Source organism: Vibrio mimicus CAIM 602 (assembly GCF_000338875.1).
Taxonomy (GTDB): domain Bacteria; phylum Pseudomonadota; class Gammaproteobacteria; order Enterobacterales; family Vibrionaceae; genus Vibrio; species Vibrio mimicus.
On sequence record NZ_AOMO01000099.1, the window covers coordinates 71,157 to 88,221 of the forward strand.

At 47.7% G+C, this 17,065-nt stretch carries 17 protein-coding genes; 14 read left to right on the plus strand and 3 right to left on the minus strand.

Annotation, left to right across the window (positions count from 1 at the left end):
* Positions 1-2 precede the first annotated feature (2 nt).
* The 7 genes from agaV (at position 3) to D908_RS00500 (ending at position 8,507) form a co-directional block, all read left to right on the plus strand.
* Positions 3-476: a PTS N-acetylgalactosamine transporter subunit IIB gene (agaV, locus tag D908_RS00530; RefSeq protein ID WP_005527820.1), complete on the plus strand. Its 474-nt coding sequence runs from the start codon at positions 3-5 to the stop codon at positions 474-476.
* A gap of 15 nt (positions 477-491) precedes the next feature.
* A complete protein-coding gene (gene agaW / locus D908_RS00525; RefSeq protein ID WP_005527823.1) occupies positions 492-1,268 on the plus strand; it encodes a PTS N-acetylgalactosamine transporter subunit IIC in 777 nt (258 codons plus the stop codon).
* Entirely contained in the window at positions 1,258-2,142 is an 885-nt protein-coding gene (gene agaE / locus D908_RS00520) for a PTS N-acetylgalactosamine transporter subunit IID (RefSeq protein WP_005527826.1), read from the plus strand. Before agaW ends, agaE begins: the two co-directional genes overlap by 11 nt.
* Before the next feature lie 61 nt (positions 2,143-2,203).
* Positions 2,204-2,644 carry a PTS galactosamine/N-acetylgalactosamine transporter subunit IIA gene (gene agaF / locus D908_RS00515; protein ID WP_000881641.1) on the plus strand — a complete coding sequence of 147 codons (441 nt, stop codon included), beginning with the start codon at positions 2,204-2,206 and terminating at the stop codon, positions 2,642-2,644.
* Positions 2,634-3,827 carry an N-acetylglucosamine-6-phosphate deacetylase gene (nagA, locus tag D908_RS00510; protein WP_005527828.1) on the plus strand — a complete coding sequence of 398 codons (1,194 nt, stop codon included), beginning with the start codon at positions 2,634-2,636 and terminating at the stop codon, positions 3,825-3,827. The genes agaF and nagA overlap by 11 nt, the downstream gene beginning before the upstream one ends.
* Complete coding sequence (locus D908_RS00505) at positions 3,818-4,672, plus strand: tagatose bisphosphate family class II aldolase (RefSeq protein ID WP_005527829.1); 855 nt, start codon at positions 3,818-3,820, stop codon at positions 4,670-4,672. Before nagA ends, D908_RS00505 begins: the two co-directional genes overlap by 10 nt.
* Positions 4,673-5,291: 619 nt before the next feature.
* On the plus strand, positions 5,292-8,507 hold the full coding sequence (locus tag D908_RS00500) for a glycosyl hydrolase family 18 protein (protein ID WP_005527831.1): 3,216 nt from the start codon (positions 5,292-5,294) through the stop codon (positions 8,505-8,507).
* 73 nt (positions 8,508-8,580) lie between these two features.
* Here the strand turns inward: D908_RS00500 and D908_RS00495 are convergent, their stop codons facing one another.
* Positions 8,581-9,411, minus strand: coding sequence for a CPBP family intramembrane glutamic endopeptidase (locus tag D908_RS00495; RefSeq protein ID WP_005527833.1), 831 nt, complete (start codon positions 9,409-9,411; stop codon positions 8,581-8,583).
* A gap of 455 nt (positions 9,412-9,866) precedes the next feature.
* Between D908_RS00495 and D908_RS00490 the strand changes: the two genes are divergently transcribed.
* Together D908_RS00490 and D908_RS00485 are read left to right on the plus strand one after the other, a co-directional pair.
* Positions 9,867-10,412, plus strand: coding sequence for a YbhB/YbcL family Raf kinase inhibitor-like protein (locus D908_RS00490; RefSeq protein WP_005527835.1), 546 nt, complete (start codon positions 9,867-9,869; stop codon positions 10,410-10,412).
* A gap of 12 nt (positions 10,413-10,424) precedes the next feature.
* Entirely contained in the window at positions 10,425-11,207 is a 783-nt protein-coding gene (locus D908_RS00485; protein WP_005527836.1) for a helix-turn-helix transcriptional regulator, read from the plus strand.
* A gap of 70 nt (positions 11,208-11,277) precedes the next feature.
* Here the strand turns inward: D908_RS00485 and D908_RS00480 are convergent, their stop codons facing one another.
* Together D908_RS00480 and D908_RS00470 are read right to left on the minus strand one after the other, a co-directional pair.
* Positions 11,278-11,766: a hypothetical protein gene (locus D908_RS00480; RefSeq protein ID WP_001286341.1), complete on the minus strand. Its 489-nt coding sequence runs from the start codon at positions 11,764-11,766 to the stop codon at positions 11,278-11,280.
* A gap of 240 nt (positions 11,767-12,006) precedes the next feature.
* Positions 12,007-12,996: an L-threonylcarbamoyladenylate synthase gene (locus D908_RS00470; RefSeq protein WP_005527840.1), complete on the minus strand. Its 990-nt coding sequence runs from the start codon at positions 12,994-12,996 to the stop codon at positions 12,007-12,009.
* A gap of 248 nt (positions 12,997-13,244) precedes the next feature.
* Here D908_RS00470 and D908_RS00465 point away from each other — a divergent pair, with 248 nt between their 5' ends.
* Genes D908_RS00465 through D908_RS00445 form a run of 5 tightly spaced genes read left to right on the plus strand, consistent with a single transcriptional unit; the run spans position 13,245 to position 17,060 of the window.
* Positions 13,245-13,610 carry an Hpt domain-containing protein gene (locus tag D908_RS00465; RefSeq protein WP_005527842.1) on the plus strand — a complete coding sequence of 122 codons (366 nt, stop codon included), beginning with the start codon at positions 13,245-13,247 and terminating at the stop codon, positions 13,608-13,610.
* Positions 13,607-14,749 carry an HDOD domain-containing protein gene (locus tag D908_RS00460; RefSeq protein WP_005527844.1) on the plus strand — a complete coding sequence of 381 codons (1,143 nt, stop codon included), beginning with the start codon at positions 13,607-13,609 and terminating at the stop codon, positions 14,747-14,749. The genes D908_RS00465 and D908_RS00460 overlap by 4 nt, the downstream gene beginning before the upstream one ends.
* A gap of 34 nt (positions 14,750-14,783) precedes the next feature.
* The gene (locus D908_RS00455) at positions 14,784-15,149 is read left to right on the plus strand and encodes a response regulator (protein WP_001007802.1); all 366 of its coding nucleotides are present in this window, start codon (positions 14,784-14,786) and stop codon (positions 15,147-15,149) included.
* Complete coding sequence (locus D908_RS00450; protein WP_005527846.1) at positions 15,146-15,730, plus strand: chemotaxis protein CheC; 585 nt, start codon at positions 15,146-15,148, stop codon at positions 15,728-15,730. The genes D908_RS00455 and D908_RS00450 overlap by 4 nt, the downstream gene beginning before the upstream one ends.
* A 10-nt stretch (positions 15,731-15,740) precedes the next feature.
* The gene (locus tag D908_RS00445) at positions 15,741-17,060 is read left to right on the plus strand and encodes a sensor histidine kinase (protein ID WP_005527849.1); all 1,320 of its coding nucleotides are present in this window, start codon (positions 15,741-15,743) and stop codon (positions 17,058-17,060) included.
* The last annotated feature ends 5 nt before the right edge of the window (positions 17,061-17,065 follow it).

Here is a 17,065-nt window from a genome sequence, read left to right on the forward strand (position 1 = left end):
TCATGCCGAATATTGTACTCAGTCGAATTGATGAACGTTTGGTGCACGGCCAAGTTGGCGTGCAATGGGTTGGGTTTGCGGATGCCAACATAGTGGTGGTAGTCAACGATGAAGTGGCGGAAGACACGATGCAGCAAAGCCTGATGGAAATGGTGCTGGCCGATGGGATCGCCATTCGTTTTTGGACAGTACAAAAGACCATCGACACCATTCATAAAGCTTCGGATCGTCAGCGCATCCTAGTGGTATGTCGCACTCCTAAAGATTTTCGACGTCTTGTGGAAGGGGGCGTTCCGATTAAGGCGATTAATGTTGGCAACATGCATTACGCCGACGGTAAAAAGCAGATTTCTAAAACGGTTTCGGTCGATGCCGAAGACGTGGCGGATTTTCAACAACTCAAAGCACTCGGTGTGCGCTGCACGATTCAAGGCGTCCCGACAGAAAGTGCAACTGACCTCTTCACTCTACTCTGATAAAGGACATCTATTATGGAAATTGGACTCTTTCAGGCGTTGATGCTGGGCATACTGGCCTTTCTGGCTGGTCTTGACCTGTTCAATGGCCTTACACACTTCCACCGGCCTGTTGTTTTAGGGCCACTCGTGGGTCTGATCTTAGGTGATCTGCAAACCGGTATTTTGGTGGGCGGTACCTTAGAACTGATCTGGATGGGCTTGGCACCTCTGGCCGGTGCTCAGCCACCCAACGTTATCATCGGCACCATTGTCGGCACGACTTTCGCCATCACCACTAAGGTGGAACCTAACGTGGCAGTAGGTGTTGCGGTGCCTTTTGCGGTCGCAGTACAGATGGGGATCACCTTGCTGTTCTCCGCCATGTCCGCGGTGATGTCGAAGTGCGATGAATATGCTCAAAACGCGGATACCCGAGGTATTGAGCGGGTGAACTACTTGGCACTTGTAGTGCTCGGTATCTTCTACTTCTTATGTGCTTTCTTACCCATCTACCTTGGCGCTGAACATGCCGGAGCCATGGTTGCAGCATTGCCGAATGAGCTGATTGATGGCTTAGGCGTTGCCGGTGGCATCATGCCTGCGATTGGTTTTGCAGTGCTGATGAAGATCATGATGAAAAACGCTTACATCCCGTATTTCATCTTAGGTTTTGTCGCTGCGGCATGGCTTAAACTGCCAATTTTGGCGATTGCGGCGGCGGCTACTGCGATGGCTATCATCGACTTTATGCGCAAATCCGAACCTACCCCTGTGACCGCTAAAACTGAGGATCTTGAAGATGGAATCTGATGCAATCAAATCAATGGATCTGGGTGATGTGAATCCAGAGGTAAACCCAGCTCTCGGCGTGGCAGCAGATGAGTATGAGGATAAAGCCATTGGTGCGGAGTTAACCAAAGCAGATATCAACACTATGGCGTGGCGTTCACTCTTGCTGCAAGCCTCATTCAACTTTGAACGTATGCAAGCTTCAGGCTGGTTATATGGTTTATTGCCTGCGTTGAAAAAGATCCACACCAATAAAGCGGATCTTTCTAAAGCCATGCAGGGACATATGGGTTTCTTCAATACCCACCCATTCTTGGTCACCTTCGTGATGGGCATTGTACTGGCGATGGAACGTTCCAAACAAAACGTCAACAGTATCCAAAGTACCAAAATTGCGGTGGGTGCACCGATGGGTGGGATCGGTGATGCCATGTTCTGGCTTACCTTGCTGCCTATCTGTGGCGGTATTGGCGCTGACCTTGCGCTGCAAGGCTCCATCATGGGTGCGGTGTTCTTCTTCGTGCTGTTTAACGTAGTGCACTTTGGTCTGCGTTTTGGTCTAGCACACTACGCCTACCGGATGGGGGTAGCGGCCATTCCGATGATCAAAGCCAACACCAAGAAAGTCGGCCATGCTGCTTCCATGGTGGGGATGACTGTGATTGGCGCCTTGGTAGCCACTTATGTTCGCCTCTCCACCACTGCGGAAATTACCGCGGGGGATGCGGTGGTGAAACTACAAGCCGATGTGATTGATAAGTTGATGCCTGCCTTCTTGCCACTGGTTTACACCTTAGCCATGTATGCGCTGGTAAAACGTGGCTGGAGTCCACTGAAACTCATCTTGATCACCGTGATATTAGGGGTAGCCGGACGTTTTATGGGCTTCCTCTAACCTAGCGAGATAAACCAGTAATCACGGGGTTGGCATGCCAGCCCCAACCAAGGAGACCAATATGCTAGCGGTAATTTTATCTGGTCATGGGGCTTTTGCTTCTGGAATGGCGCAGGCGGTGAATCAGGTGATTGGTGAGCAACCACAGTTTCGGTTCATCGATTTTCCAGAGCAGATGACCACACCACAGCTTGATGTCGCTATGCGCCAAGCCATGGAAGAGATCGATTCGGGAGATGGCATTGTTTTTCTCACCGACTTGCTCGGTGGCACACCGTTTCGCATAGCATCGCTGCTCAGTATGGAGCGAGAAGATATCGAAGTTGTGACCGGAACCAACATGCAAATGGCAGCAGAAATGTTGCTTGAGCGAGATGCGTTGTCACTGGTGGAGTTTCGCAATCTTGCATTGGAGTGTGGACATCGGGGCATTACCTGCTTAGCGACTGAAATGGCAGAAGAAACATCAACCAGCACGGTGGTAGAAGAAGATGGTATCTAAACCCAAAAGTTTTCGCGCTCAGCGCGTATTGCATAATGAGCAGTGGCGGCAAGATGCCGTTGTCACTGTCGATGAGAGAGGCCTGATCACTGCCATCGAAGCCTATGATGCGCAGTGTCATTGTGATGCGGTGAATTTAGGCCAAGTAGACTTGTTGCCTGGCCTGATTGATAGCCATGTGCATGGCAGCAAAGGATGTGACGTGATGGATGCGACGCATGAAAGCCTTGATACCATGTCACACTATTTTGCCAGCTTAGGTGTGACGGCTTTTGTGGCCACGACGATCACTGCGCCCACTGCCAAAATTCGGGCAGCATTAACTCAAGTGGCGAAAAGTAAGCAAAAGGGTGTTGCAGGTGCTGAGATTCTTGGTGCGTATCTGGAAGGGCCTTATTTCACAGAGAAGCATAAAGGCGCCCACCCACCTCAATGGTTTCGTGAGCTGGCATTAGAAGAACTGGATGGCTGGATCTCTTACAGCGATAACCAACTACTCAAAGTAGCATTAGCTCCGGAAAAATCCGGCGCGATTGAGGCCATTCGTTATCTCGATGCGCATGGCGTAAAAGTCATGCTTGGTCATAGTGATGCCAGTTACGATCAGGTGCAACTCGCGCTAGACGCGGGAGCAAAAGGGATAGTGCATTGTTACAACGGCATGCGTGGACTACATCACCGCGATCCCGGTGTGGTTGGGGCAGGGCTGTTACACCCAGAATGTTATGTGGAAATGATTGCGGACGGTCATCATGTACATCCTGCGGCTATTGAGGTAGCACATCGCTGCTGCGGCTCACGCATGACACTCATCACCGATGCAATGTGCGCCACAGGCATGCCCGATGGGCAATACACCCTAGGGGAATATCAAGTCGAGATGAAGCAAGGCGTTGTCACCACTCAGTCTGGAGGACTGGCTGGCAGCACCTTAACCCTGTTTGATGGGGTAAAGAACATTCAGCATTGGCTCAATTTGTCGTTTGAGCAAGCGTGGCTGATGGCGTCACTCACTCCTGCCAAATCCTTAGGCATTCAAGATCAACTCGGCACATTGGAAGTGGGTAAATACGCTTCCATGGTCGCCATCAGTTCCGATTTCTCAATTGAAAAAACGTGGGTGAAAGGTCGCTTGGTATTTGATGCCATGGCTTCCCCTCACCAGGAGGCTCTATGTATCTAATTTCTTCTCGTGAAATGTTAAAACGCGCTCAACTCGGTGGTTATGCGGTTCCTGCATTCAATATTCATAACCTTGAAACCGTGCAAGTGGTGGTGGAAACCGCGTCAGAAATGGGCTCTCCAGTGATTTTGGCAGGAACACCGGGTACGTACGATTACGCGGGCACCGACTACCTGATCAGTATCTGTAAGGAAGCCGCACATAAGCATTCGATCCCGCTTGTGCTGCATTTGGATCACCATGAAGATCTGCAAGACATCCGGAACAAAGTCGAACACGGCATTCGCTCGGTGATGATTGATGGCTCGCACTACGCTTTTGAGCAGAACATCGAAATCGTGCGCTCTGTAGTACAGCTCTGTCACCGCTTTGATGCCAGCGTGGAAGCGGAATTGGGGCGACTTGGCGGGCAAGAAGATGATTTGGTTGTCGATAGTGCCGATGCTTTGCTGACTGACCCGGCTTCCGCCGCTGAATTTGTCCGCCGCACGGGAATTGATTCTTTGGCAGTGGCGATCGGGACTGCTCACGGGCTGTATAAAGCCGAGCCCAGACTTGATTTTGCCCGCTTAGAAAAAATTCGCGCGGTAGTAGATATTCCTTTGGTGCTGCATGGAGCTTCCGGTGTACCTGATGAGATGGTGCGTCGCTGTATTGAGCTTGGTGTGTGTAAAGTCAATGTCGCGACTGAGCTGAAAATTGCTTTTGCGGATGCAGTAAAAGGACATTTTGCAGAGCATCCGGATGCGAATGATCCACGAAAATACATCACACCCGGCAAAGCGGCGATGAAACGCGTAGTGATGGATAAAATCCGCCTGTGTGGTAGTGAAGGTAAGCTATAAAAACAGGTTAAATTTGCTAATACTCCCCCCATATTTGGTATTAGTCGGCACTGGAAACAGTGCCTTTTTTTTATTCGTTATTAATTTCTATATGTTTCATTATTGCCATTGTATTAAGGCTGTTTATTTTTAATGCATAGTAAGAATAATCCTACATGGCATCGCTATTGTGCTGTCATTTCACCTAGTAATATATTTATTGTTTATATTAGCTGCGTGTGAATTTATTTGCTTATCGCTCTGCTGGTTTTATTTTGATTTAATTTTACTCTTAAATGTAACTTCATGTTTCTATTCTTTAGTTTTGATTATTTCTATTTTGTTTTATTTTATTGAATTACATTGATAATTTGTCTTTAGTTTTAGGTTGAATTAGCTTTGATTATTGGTTGTTAAATGAGAGTAAGTGATTTACTGAACCATGATCTCAAAGCGAGTTTTAAACATTCATTATTTATCTATAACACGGAGGTTTGATTGTTTTTATAAGGGTTTAAAATGTCGTTACATTTACTTACACCCGGGTAAAACGGAATGAAATTATTTCCTTTTTATAATAAGACTCTATTTTCTCCCTAAAATAAGTCTTATAGCGATGAAAAAATCAACATTAACGTTAATGCCAACCGTTCTTGCATTAGCAGTGGGAATGGCGATGCCTGTAGCGCAGGCTGCAATCAATAGTGAAGCTTCTGTTGTTGGTACCGAAAGCCAGTGGTGGAATACCTACAAAGTCACGCTGACCAACAATGGTAATAAACCAGTTGAACTGCGTGACGCGAGCATTGTGTTCGATACTAACCTTTCACTCTCAACACCTTCTTGGTCAGCACAAGGCATCTCTTACCCGAGCATGAGTTTTAGCAGCAACGCGCAAGGTTCAGTGTTTAGCAACCGCTTAGCGCTGAGCTTTGATCAAGGCAGTTGGGTAAAAACGCAATTGCTGCCGGGTGCAAGCATTGATCTTACCTTAGGCGTAAGTGGTGTGCTTGACCTGAGCCTGTTGCAAAGCACGATCGCTCTGGAAACCGATGGTGAAGTGGAACCGGGCGAACCAGAAATTTCGCTAGAGCTGGCTTCACCAGTTCAAGGTGCTGAATTTATTGAAGGTCAAATTGTTGCGATTTTGGCGAACGTTACCGCAACCAACACAACAGTGAAAACCGTCACGTTCTTGGTGGATGGTGAGCAGATTGCGTTGCTTGAGCAAGCACCATTCCAAGCGAATTGGACTGCGGCTGGTGAGGGTGCTCACTCCATCAAAGCCATCGTGGAAGATGCTTCTGGTTTGCTAAAAGAGCAAGCGGTACGTATTACCGTAAAAGCCGAAGAAATTGATCCACCAGTTGAGCCAGAACTACCCGTTGCGCCTGTGATTGAACTGACCAATCCACGTAACGGACAAAGCGTATTCTTGGACAAAGTCACCACACTGGCTGCGAATGCTTCTGATGACAATGGCGACCTGACTGCGGTTGAGTTTTTGGTGAATGGCGAATCGATTGGCCGTGTCACGCAAGCTCCATATCAAATGGCTTGGACTCCGGTGGCTTTGGGTCAATACACCATCGAAGCGATCGCTTACGATGCGGCAGGGCACCAAACGCAAACCCCAATGGTGACAGTGAACGCCAAAGAAATGGGCACGGGCAACCTAAGCTGTGACATCAAACAGATCTATCGTGAAGATGGCACTGAGTGTATGGGTGACGATCACCCGCGCCGTATCATCGGTTATTATACCTCATGGCGTACCGGTAAAAACGGTCTGCCAGCGTACCTCGCCGGCGATCTGCCCTGGGAAAAACTGACCCACATTAACTACGCGTTTGCCAGCATCAACAAGTCTGACTTCAGCATGCAAGTCGATGATTCTGCGACCAAGATGACGTGGGAAAACGTACCGGGTGCAGAGATGGATCCTTCACTGCCATACCAAGGCCACTTCAACCTGCTGAGTAAGTTTAAGAAACAGTACCCCGATGTGAAAACGCTGATTTCTGTTGGCGGTTGGGCGGAAACCGGTGGTTTCTATCCAATGACGACCGATCTGGCTTCTTGTTCCGTGAATATGGAAGGCATCAAGGCGTTCAACAAATCGGCAGTCGATTTCATCCGTCAATACGATTTTGATGGCGTGGATATCGATTACGAATACCCATCATCAATGAAAGATTCTGGTAACCCGATTGATTTCGAGCAGTCGAACAAGTGTCGTGGCCAGTTGTGGGATAACTACATGGTGATGATGACCGAACTTCGCAAAGAGCTGGATAAAGCGGGCGAAGAAGATGGCCGTCGTTACATGTTGACCATCGCGTCACCTTCATCAGGTTATTTGCTGCGAGGTATGCAAGACTTCGCGATGCAAGATGTATTGGATTACGTCAACATCATGTCTTACGACCTGCATGGTACGTGGAACGAGTTTGTCGGCCCACAAGCAGCACTGTTTGATGATGGTAAAGATGCTGAGCTTGCTAAATGGGGCGTGTACACGACCGCAGAATATCAAGGCATTGGCTATCTCAACCAAGCGTGGACGCATCACTTCTTCCGTGGCGCCTTTAAACCAAGCCAAATCAACATGGGGATTCCTTACTACACTCGTGGCTGGCAAGGCGTGAGCGGTGGTGAGAAAGGGCTTTGGGGTCGTGCGGTTGAGCCTAACCAATCGTCATGCCCAGAAGGCACCACCGTTTGTGGTTGGGGTGCGGAAGGTACCGACAACATCTGGCATGATGTGGATGCCAACGGTAACGAAATTAAAGCCGGTGTGGTGCCAATGTGGCATGCGATGAACCTGATGCATGCTGAAAAATTGGGTATTGACGGTATGCCAAGCTATGGCCCAGCGTGGGGTATGGATCCAAACAACCCGAAACACCTGATTGAAGGCAAATACGAGCGTGTGTGGAGCCAAGAGCTGCAAACCGCGTGGCTGTGGAACGACACCAAAAAAGTGTTCCTGAGCATTGAAGATAAAGACTCACTGAAGCCAAAACTGGACTACATCGTCGATAACGGTTTAGGTGGCATGATGATTTGGGAAATGGCGGGGGACTACTCGTATGATGCGGTGAAACGTGAATACGTGATCGGTTCTGACATGACTTCTTATGCCCATGAAGTGTTTGCCGCGGCGGAGCCGATGGATATTCGCCACAACGATCTGCCACAGCCAGACTCGGTGATTGATATTACGGTATCGACCACTGACTGGCCAGAAGGCGATAGCAACTACCCAATCAACCCAACCTTAGTGTTCACCAACCACTCTGAGGTGGCGATTCCGGGCGGTTCAATCATTGAATTCCTGATGCCAACGTCAACCGGTGATATCGTCAAAGATTGGAGCGGTGCAGGCCTGAAAGTGATTGAAAGTGGTCATACCGGCAGCAACTTCTCGGTGAATGGTGAGAAAAAACTGTTCCACAAAGTGGCAGTGACACTGCGCTCAACCGAATCAATCCCTGCAGGCGGTGAATACAGCGTCGATATGGTGTACTACACACCTGTGTCTGGCGTGGCTAACGGCGTGCGCTTTATCGTGGGTAACGAAACGGTTGGCTTGAAGAAAGACTTCCCAACATTGCCAGCTTTTGAAGGTGCAACCGATGGTGGTAATGGTAACGAAGGTGGTACTGGTGAATCCTGTGTTGATGCAGGCATCAACCTGAATGGCTTGAAAGTGTATCCAGAGTTTCCACGTGGCGATCACGCGGCAGGTGGTGATCAACTGATCCACAACGGTTCTGTATGGCAAGCGAATTGGTGGACTAACAGTACGCCATCAAGCGCGGATGCGTCATGGAAAGCAGTATGTAAAATCTAAGGTCAGTGCACCAAATGATGTGAAAGCCCAGCCAATGCTGGGCTTTGTTTTTAGATACTGAGTTTAGAGCCGCTTAACGCGCTAAAGCGGGATAAGTAAAAAACAGCAAATGGGCAAAGTTGAATAAGAAATGCACAGCCACGCTAGCCCAAAGACGGCCAGTGAAATGGAACACCAAACCATAGCCAAGCCCTGCTAGAGCGGCGAAGATCATCAACAATGAACCACCAGCAAAATGTGCCATGCCAAACAAGGCGCTGGCGATCAAAAGTCCGGCAACTGTGCCGAATTTTTTTTGGGCTTGTTGCTGAATCAAACCACGGAATAGAGCTTCTTCCGCCACGCAGGTAAACAGCAAGTTATTGATGGCAAAAATCCACCACCATTCAGGTAGTGACCATTCAAACGCTAAAGCACCTAGCCAAACTGCGATAGGCAATAGAGCAAACAGTGGGATCAGAGTGACGAGTGTTGCTCCCCATTTAGGCGACTGTTGGTTACCGAGTAACGCAGGATAAGCCAGCAAAAGTGCGAAAAAGACTAATGGCTTATCCAGATTCAGGTAAAGGCTAAAGGGTGTGCTGTGTGGGCTTGCGATGACTTTATCTAACACCTGTAAGTTAGAGAAGCCGGGAAGCCAATGAAGGAAGAGAGCCAAACACCAGAGCAGTAAGACAACCCAAGCGGCGGTGTGCCAGTGCGATTTCCCGTTAGCAGCAAAATAAGCCAGAATAAAACCAAGACCAGCGCTTACACCACCGAACAATGACAAATGACCTGCCCAGAAAGCACTGAGAAGAGTGAGGATCAGCAATCCCCAAGTGATGTGACGATAACGAGTAAATCCAGTAATGACAGCAAGAGCAAAGGGCAGCCAAAGCAACGCGGAAGCAGAAAGTAACATATTAATATCCTATTTATATTTCCTTCCTGCTTAACCTGGTGTCAAGTAGAAAGGGAGGTTTTTATATACCTAGATAGAATTGAGTGGCAGATGATTTTTTGGGGCTCACTCCCATCTGAATTGGCGCAGGTTACGGTTTACATAAGTAACTGAGTATCGCGACAAAACGTCAGCTAAGCTGATAGGGATGAGCACCTGCTACCACCTGTTGTTTTATCAGACCGAGATAGTGGCGTGCGAATTACAGACCGACAAGTGACTTCATCATTCGAAACAACTGGTTAAACCTGTGGCCAAGTTTGCTAGCAATGATGTTTGTTGTGTCACTTATTCGAAAGTGGATAACCAAAAAACTCAAAATAAGTTACTTTTAAACTTAAATTGAGTGTTTTTGTGAGTTGAGGCTGAGTTGGAAAAGGTAAATTACTCACATCAACTGAAAGAGGATAATCTCAATGAAAGCACGTCACATTTTACCTGTACTCGCAACGGCAGCGGTAAGTCTTCCAGCACTCAGCAGCCAAGTGATGACCGTTACTAGCCAAGATATCCAAGAAGGCTCACGTATGGCGAACCATTTTGCCTTTAATGGTTTTGGTTGTAGCGGTGATAATTTGTCGCCACAACTGAGCTGGGACCATGCACCGAAAGGTACAAAGAGTTTTGCGATTACTGCCTATGATCCTGATGCACCGACTGGTAGCGGCTGGTGGCATTGGGTGGCACTGGATATCGCCGCTGATCAACACTCCGTGGCGCGGGGTGCAGCAAAACAACTTAAAGGTGTTCGTGAGCTGAACAACGATTACGGATTTAGTGGTTTTGGTGGCGCATGTCCTCCACAAGGTCACGGTATGCACCGTTATCAATTTACCGTATGGGCTCTGCCTTTCGAGAAGATGGATATCCCACAAGACGCTTCGAATGCATTGGTCGGCTTTATGCTGCGTGCTAATGCGCTCGGTCAGGCCACATTAACGGCGACTTACGTTAGCGAATAATAAGGAAGATGAATGAGCAAGGTGATCGTCCAGACTGGGCAGTTTAAAGGTCTGCGCAAACAACCACTGCATAATGTGTTGATCTATGCTCCCACCATTATTTGGGTAACCCATGGGCATAAACAACTCTGGTGGCATGACACTACGCTCAACTTTCACGCGACTGATTGGCTGATGTTGCCAGCCAATCAGTACCTCACGTTTGTTAACGTGCCACAGCAGGCACAATTTTATTCACGAACCTTGACCTTGCATGAAGCGCCACCGGCGGAATGGATTGCACAATCAAGCCAATCTGAGGTTAATCAAGAACCCAGAGTGAAAGTGACTGCCGCGTTGGCCTACTGTTTTGAGCTTCTTTATGAGATGAACCAAAAATCGCTGGGCGAAGAGACGCAGCGGCAGTTTGTGTTGGGCTTTTATGCTCAACTGCGTGATGCGAAAGTGCTGCATCTGCTTTTTCCAAGTGAAAATGCCTTGATGCGTGAACGCCTTGCGCGCTACTTAAGTGTTAATCCCGGTGATGAGCACAGTATTGAAACGGTGGCGACGCATTTTGCGATGAGCCGAGCGACATTAGCTCGTTATTTGGCGGCGGAGGGCACTGGTTTTCGTGATGTATTGAGTGAAGTACGGATGAACTATGCGCTGGCACTACTGCAAGAATTACGTCCATTAATGGATGTTGCGGTGGCGTGTGGGTACCAATCTTTGACTCGTTTTTCTGCGCGCTTTAAGCAGCAATATTGGCTGACCCCTTATCAGTATCGGCAAACGCTCACTGACAAACCGTAAAGCGGCATCAGCAAAGCATGAAAACAAAAAGAGCCACCTAAGGTGGCTCTTTTTACATCAATCGTTGAGATTAGATACCCGCGCGCTTCAGCAGACCCGCCATCAGGGCTGAGCTCGATTTCACTTGCTTAGACTTGTTGATCAGATTTTTAGCCAGAACTTGGTTATCAATGCTTTTCGCGATGAACGACATCGCATGGTAGAAATCGCTGGCCGATTTGATCTTGTTTGCGTCGTTGAGTGGCGCAAGCAGTTTCACCATTTCGGTGCCTTTCATTTTTTTCTCAGTGGCATACGCTTCAACGGCATCAAGCAATAGGTCTAAATCACCCATGGCTTCTGCGCTTTCAACGCCGTGCTTTTTCATCTCTTTTTGGTTGCGTTTACGCAGTTGTTTAATCATAAACGCAGGTTTGTTGATTTTTCTAAAACCAAAGTAACCCGCAGCAACGACTAGCACGATCCCGCCGACCACATAACCCCAAATAGAGCCGCTTGACTCAACCACAGGTTGTACGGTTTGGGTGGCAAATTCAACGGTGGTAGAAACATCAGACATCTTACAAATCCTATCGGTGGCGCTTCAAAACAGAAGCTATTAATTAATCTGGCTGCCAACTTGGCGCAATGCGGTGCATCAATCTTTATTGAAAGTACGATTGAAAAGCACGTTTTTTTCACCAGCTTTGTGAACATCAATGGGGATGCTCATCAATAAAACCAAGCTTGTCTTCGTCAACCTTTGCATTCGCTTGTTCAGTTTGCTGCGTTTGCTCACAAAAATTGAGGGTATGTAAGTTTAGCTTGCTGCGCGGCGCAGACGATCATGCACGGCCAGCCAAGCTTCACCTTGTGGTGGGCGCTCTAACCAAATTTCATCCACGCCCCATTTGTCCACTTCCGCTAATGAACGATATAAGGCTTGCCCGTAGGCTTTGGCATCCTGCGGCATTGGCTTGAGTAAACGCTGTTCGCTGGCTTGCTGTTCAGAAAGATGCAGCAGAGCAATTTTTACATCGCTGGCTTGGGTGGCAAGTTCATTCTCTACATGATCAATCACACGCAGGCGCGTTTTCGGTTGATAGTGGCTGTCTACGTTACCCGGAACTGCCACTTGATGAACCTGCGGCTGCAACACTTCTTGGCCTAACACGGCACTGAGCTCACTGGCTGTGATGGGGCCAGCACGGAGTACGCGAAATGGCTTACTGGTTAAATCGACAATTGTGGATTCCAAACCATGCTGACATTCACCGCCATCCAGTACCGCAGCCAGTTTGCCATTAAGGCCATCTAATACTTGCTGAGCAGAGGTTGGGCTGAGCTTTTTATAAGGGTTTGCTGAAGGAGCTGCCACCGCAAGGTGATGCGCTTTTAAAATCTCTAACAACACAGGATGTGCCGGAACACGCAACCCAACCGTTTCTAAACCACCAGTCACTACCGGCGACACATGTTCAGCTTTTGGCAGCAGCATGGTGAGTGGTCCTGGCCAGAACGCCTCCGCTAGTTGGTATGCTTCTGGTACAACATCGGTTGCCCATTCTGCGATCTGTTCTGCCGAGCCAAAATGGACGATCAACGGATGATTGGCAGGGCGTCCCTTTGCGCTAAAAATTTGCTTAACGGCTTCAGGCTGGCTGGCATCGGCGGCAAGGCCGTAAACCGTCTCCGTCGGTATCGCAACCAGTTGTCCTTGCTTAAGTAATTGGGCCGCGCATTCAATATCTGCTGGCGTCATCGCTGAAAGTTGTTGGGTTTTCAACAAAAAATCTCCGTGGTTCGGCATAACTCAATCGCATCATCCATAAGTCAACGAAATGGCTTACGGTGTTTTGAAGGGCGGCATTCTAACAAACCTTGACGCAGATCCCTACTCAAGATTGTGCTCATCAAAATAGGCCTCTCATATTGGATTTATCGTTAACTTTAAAACTAAAACTGTGCGTCAATGCCGTTCACGAGTTCAATATTGAACTACACTGTGGTTAAGGTATTGGTTTATATCACAACCCTAGCATTGGAATGAGAAAAGACATGGAGCAGAACGCCGCATTTAATATCACCACTATTGCCAAAATGGTGGGAAACGATCTCGTGGAACCTATGCTCATCAGTTATCAAGAAAACATGCATTCTCAGTTACCCAAATTGCAGGAAACTGCCACAACACAATCGGTGAGTGAGCTGCATCGTTTGGCGCACAGCATGAAGTCCTCCTCACGATTTATTGGCAGTGAAGCTTTGTCTGAACTCTGTTTCCAACTAGAAATGAAAACGGCGGCGGATGCGCAATGGCACGCGGATTATGTGGTGCAAATTGCTCAGTTATGCCAATTGAGTCGTGATGTGCTCGAACAAATAGCCATCTACATAGAACAGCGAGAAGCGAGTAGTCGATGACTGCACAACTAATGAAAGTCGTCTGTGTTGATGACGACGATTTTATGCTCAAGGCATTAGGCCGCATGATTAGACGAATGCGACCGAGTTGGGAGATCGTTTTAGTTGAAGATGCGATGCAGTGGAAGATTAATGAGGATGATGCGCCCAGTGTGGTGATTTCAGACCTCTTGATGCCGGGCAAAAATGGTGAAGCGCTGCTGACGGAAGTACGAACACGCAGCCCACAAACCCTCCGGGTGTTACTCACCGGGGACACCACTCAAGAACTGCCGCGCAAAGCGCACAGTTATGCGCAATTTGTCTTACCTAAACCCTTTACTCACGAAGATTTTGAGCACCTTTTCCTCTGTATGGAGCGGCTTTATCAAATGCCGTTCAATTTTGAGTGCCGCAAACGGCTCGGCGCGTTAGAAGAAATTCCAATCCTGCCTAATTCCGTTCGTAAGCTGCAACAAGTAATCGCTTCGCCAAATTGCAGTATGGAAGCCATCGCCGAAACCATAGTGCATGAGCCTGTGTTGGTAGCGAAGATTATTCAAATCGCTAACTCGTCGTACTTTGGTTTTCGCCGTAATACCGACTCGCTCCATGAAGCTGTCGCGCGGTTAGGGGCAGTGTTGATTGAGTCGATCGCTATTTCTCTGCTTGCGATCCATCCCAGTAATGTGAATTCAGCCGAAGACCATCAATGGGTTGCGGACTGTGCTTTTAAATCCAGCTCCATCGCCAGAGCCTTGGTTAAAGCTCTGGGCTATTCACGACAGGATCAAGACCGAATATTTGTGGCTAACCTGCTGACTTCGATTGGGAAAATCCTTTTGTTAGAAGATGGTGCCAGTAAAAAAGAGTTCGCAGACTATTACCTTTTACAGCCGGGGTACGCCGACTGTGACGTGATATCGGCATACATACTGATTATGTGGGGCTACGATATTGATATAGGGGATATCATTCTCAACCAAAGATTGACTACGTTTAGCGGCGAACATTTAGAGCTGCTGGGCAGCCTTTCAAGCTTGGCAAATCAGATTGAAAATTGTCGGAACATCAATGACTACCGACAGCTTATGCAAAAGACACCAGAACCAATACATGGTGCGCTCAAGGCGATGGAAGAGCAGTTTTTCCCTGATTAGTCAGTGAATTACTGAATTTTATGGGGGTGAGTTTATGGCGATTCGGCTAACGGTTGCAGATGATTCAAAAATGTCGCGAAAGTCGGTGATTAGGGCGATTCCACCGGGATGGGATGTGGAAATTACCGAAGCTCAAAATGGGAAAGAAGCGGTAGAGAATTACAAAAACGGCCTTGCCGATGTGATGTTTTTGGATCTCACCATGCCAGAAATGGATGGTATGCAGGTGCTGGAATACTTCCATCAGATTGATGCGAAATGCTTGGTTATTGTGATTAGTGCGGATATTCAACCGCTGGTTCAACAGCGTGTTCGTGAGTTGGGCGCGGTGAATTTTTTGCAAAAGCCGCTTGATCCGGCACAACTGGAACAGACACTTCACGAGGCAGGACTGCTATGAACATCGTACTTTCCGCAGACCATAAAGACGCATTGCAGGAATTCATGAACATCTCTATGGGCAGAGCGGCCAGTAAGCTGGCGACTTTGCTCAATCTGCACGTCACTATTTCAGTGCCGAATATTCGTGTGGCAACGGAAGAAGATATGCAGGCGCTGCAGTCCTACGCCACGGATTACTACCACACAAGGCAATCATTCTACGGTGGGATGGATGGGGAATTAATTACCTTAATGAGTCGCCTTGGTTGTGAGCAAGTGGTCAATGATCTGAACCATTCGAAAGGCATGGACAATGGGGTTGTGAGCATTGAAGAAAGCATTTTGGATATTTCCAATATTCTGTCTGGTGCCAGCCTGAAAGGTCTTTGCCAGCAGATTGAACTGAAAACAAAAATTCAACCTCCTGTGCTTTTTGACCCGACTCATCAACCTCTGCCGATTTTGCAGTGGCGATTGTCACTCATTATGGAAATCAATTTTCTGGTTGAAAAAGCGTCCTTTTCGGCAAAAACCATCATCTGTTTTGCTGATAACGAGCTGGATAAGGTTTTTGCGCATCTCGATGAACTGTTGATGTAAGGATGTGGGTATGGCGAAGAGTCGTTTGTTGCTCTCTGAGCTACTGGATCAACTCTCTTTCGCGCTGTGTATCGTGCGTGATGATTACGTGATCGTCAAAGTGAATGAATATTTTGAATCACGAGTCATTTTTGATGGGGAAACCATGCAGGGGCAAAATATTCTTCATTTGTTTCCCGAATCGGCTGACTATTTAAAACGCAAAATTGATACGGCATTGGTGATTGAATCCTCAAGCTTCAGCAGTTGGGAGCAAAAACCGCATCTGTTGCCTTTTAAAAGCTCTCGCCCTGTTTCGGGTGAAGAGGAAAAGATGTATCAGGATCTCGAAGTGATCCCGATCCACAGTGAAGATGGCTCAATCGATCATGTCTGCTTATGTGTTTACGATGTGACGATTCAAGCCAGTCAGCAACTCGAACTCAGGCGCGTTTCTCAAAAGCTGGAAGAAGAACACCAATCACAAAAAGTACTGATCAAAAAACTCGAAGATGCACAGGGTCAATTAATTCAATCGGAAAAAATGGCTTCCATTGGTCAGCTCTCAGCGGGAATCGCACATGAAATCAACAACCCGGTTGGTTTCATCACTTCCAATTTGCAAACCCTAAATGATTACTTCAATAGCTTAGAGAAAGTGCTAAAGAACATTACTCAGACTATCGAGCAGAGCAAAGACGCCGCGCTGATTGAAACTTGTCAAAAGATTCTCAAGCAAGGACAAGTGGATTTCATCTTGGAAGATACGGCGGAATTGATCAAAGAGTCTTTAGAGGGTTCGTCTCGAGTGATGTCAATTGTTAAAAATCTCAAAGAGTTCTCGCACATTGACCGCTCAGAGTGGAGTTATACCAACTTAGAGAACTGCATCGAATCCACACTAAAAATTATTAATAACGAAATTAAGTACAACATTGACGTAGAAAAACATTATGCGCCGAGTGTGCCTGAGGTGTTCTGCCAGCCAATGCAGATCAATCAGGTGTTGCTCAATATTCTGGTCAATGCCAGTCATGCGATTAATGGGGAAGGGACGATTACCATCACCTTGCAATCTGCTGATGCCGATTTTGTGGAGATTCGAATTCAAGATACAGGCTGTGGGATTCCTGAAGAGATCCGGGAACGTATCTTCGAACCTTTCTTTACGACCAAACCTGTGGGCTCAGGAACTGGGTTAGGGTTATCCGTATCCTACGGCATCATCAATAAGCACCATGGCACGATCAGTGTGAGCAGTGAAGTGGGAAAGGGCAGCGAATTTGTGATTCGTCTTCCCATTAATCCGAGTGCGGAAACGGTGGAAAACACCGATTCCGATGACGTGTGAATGAG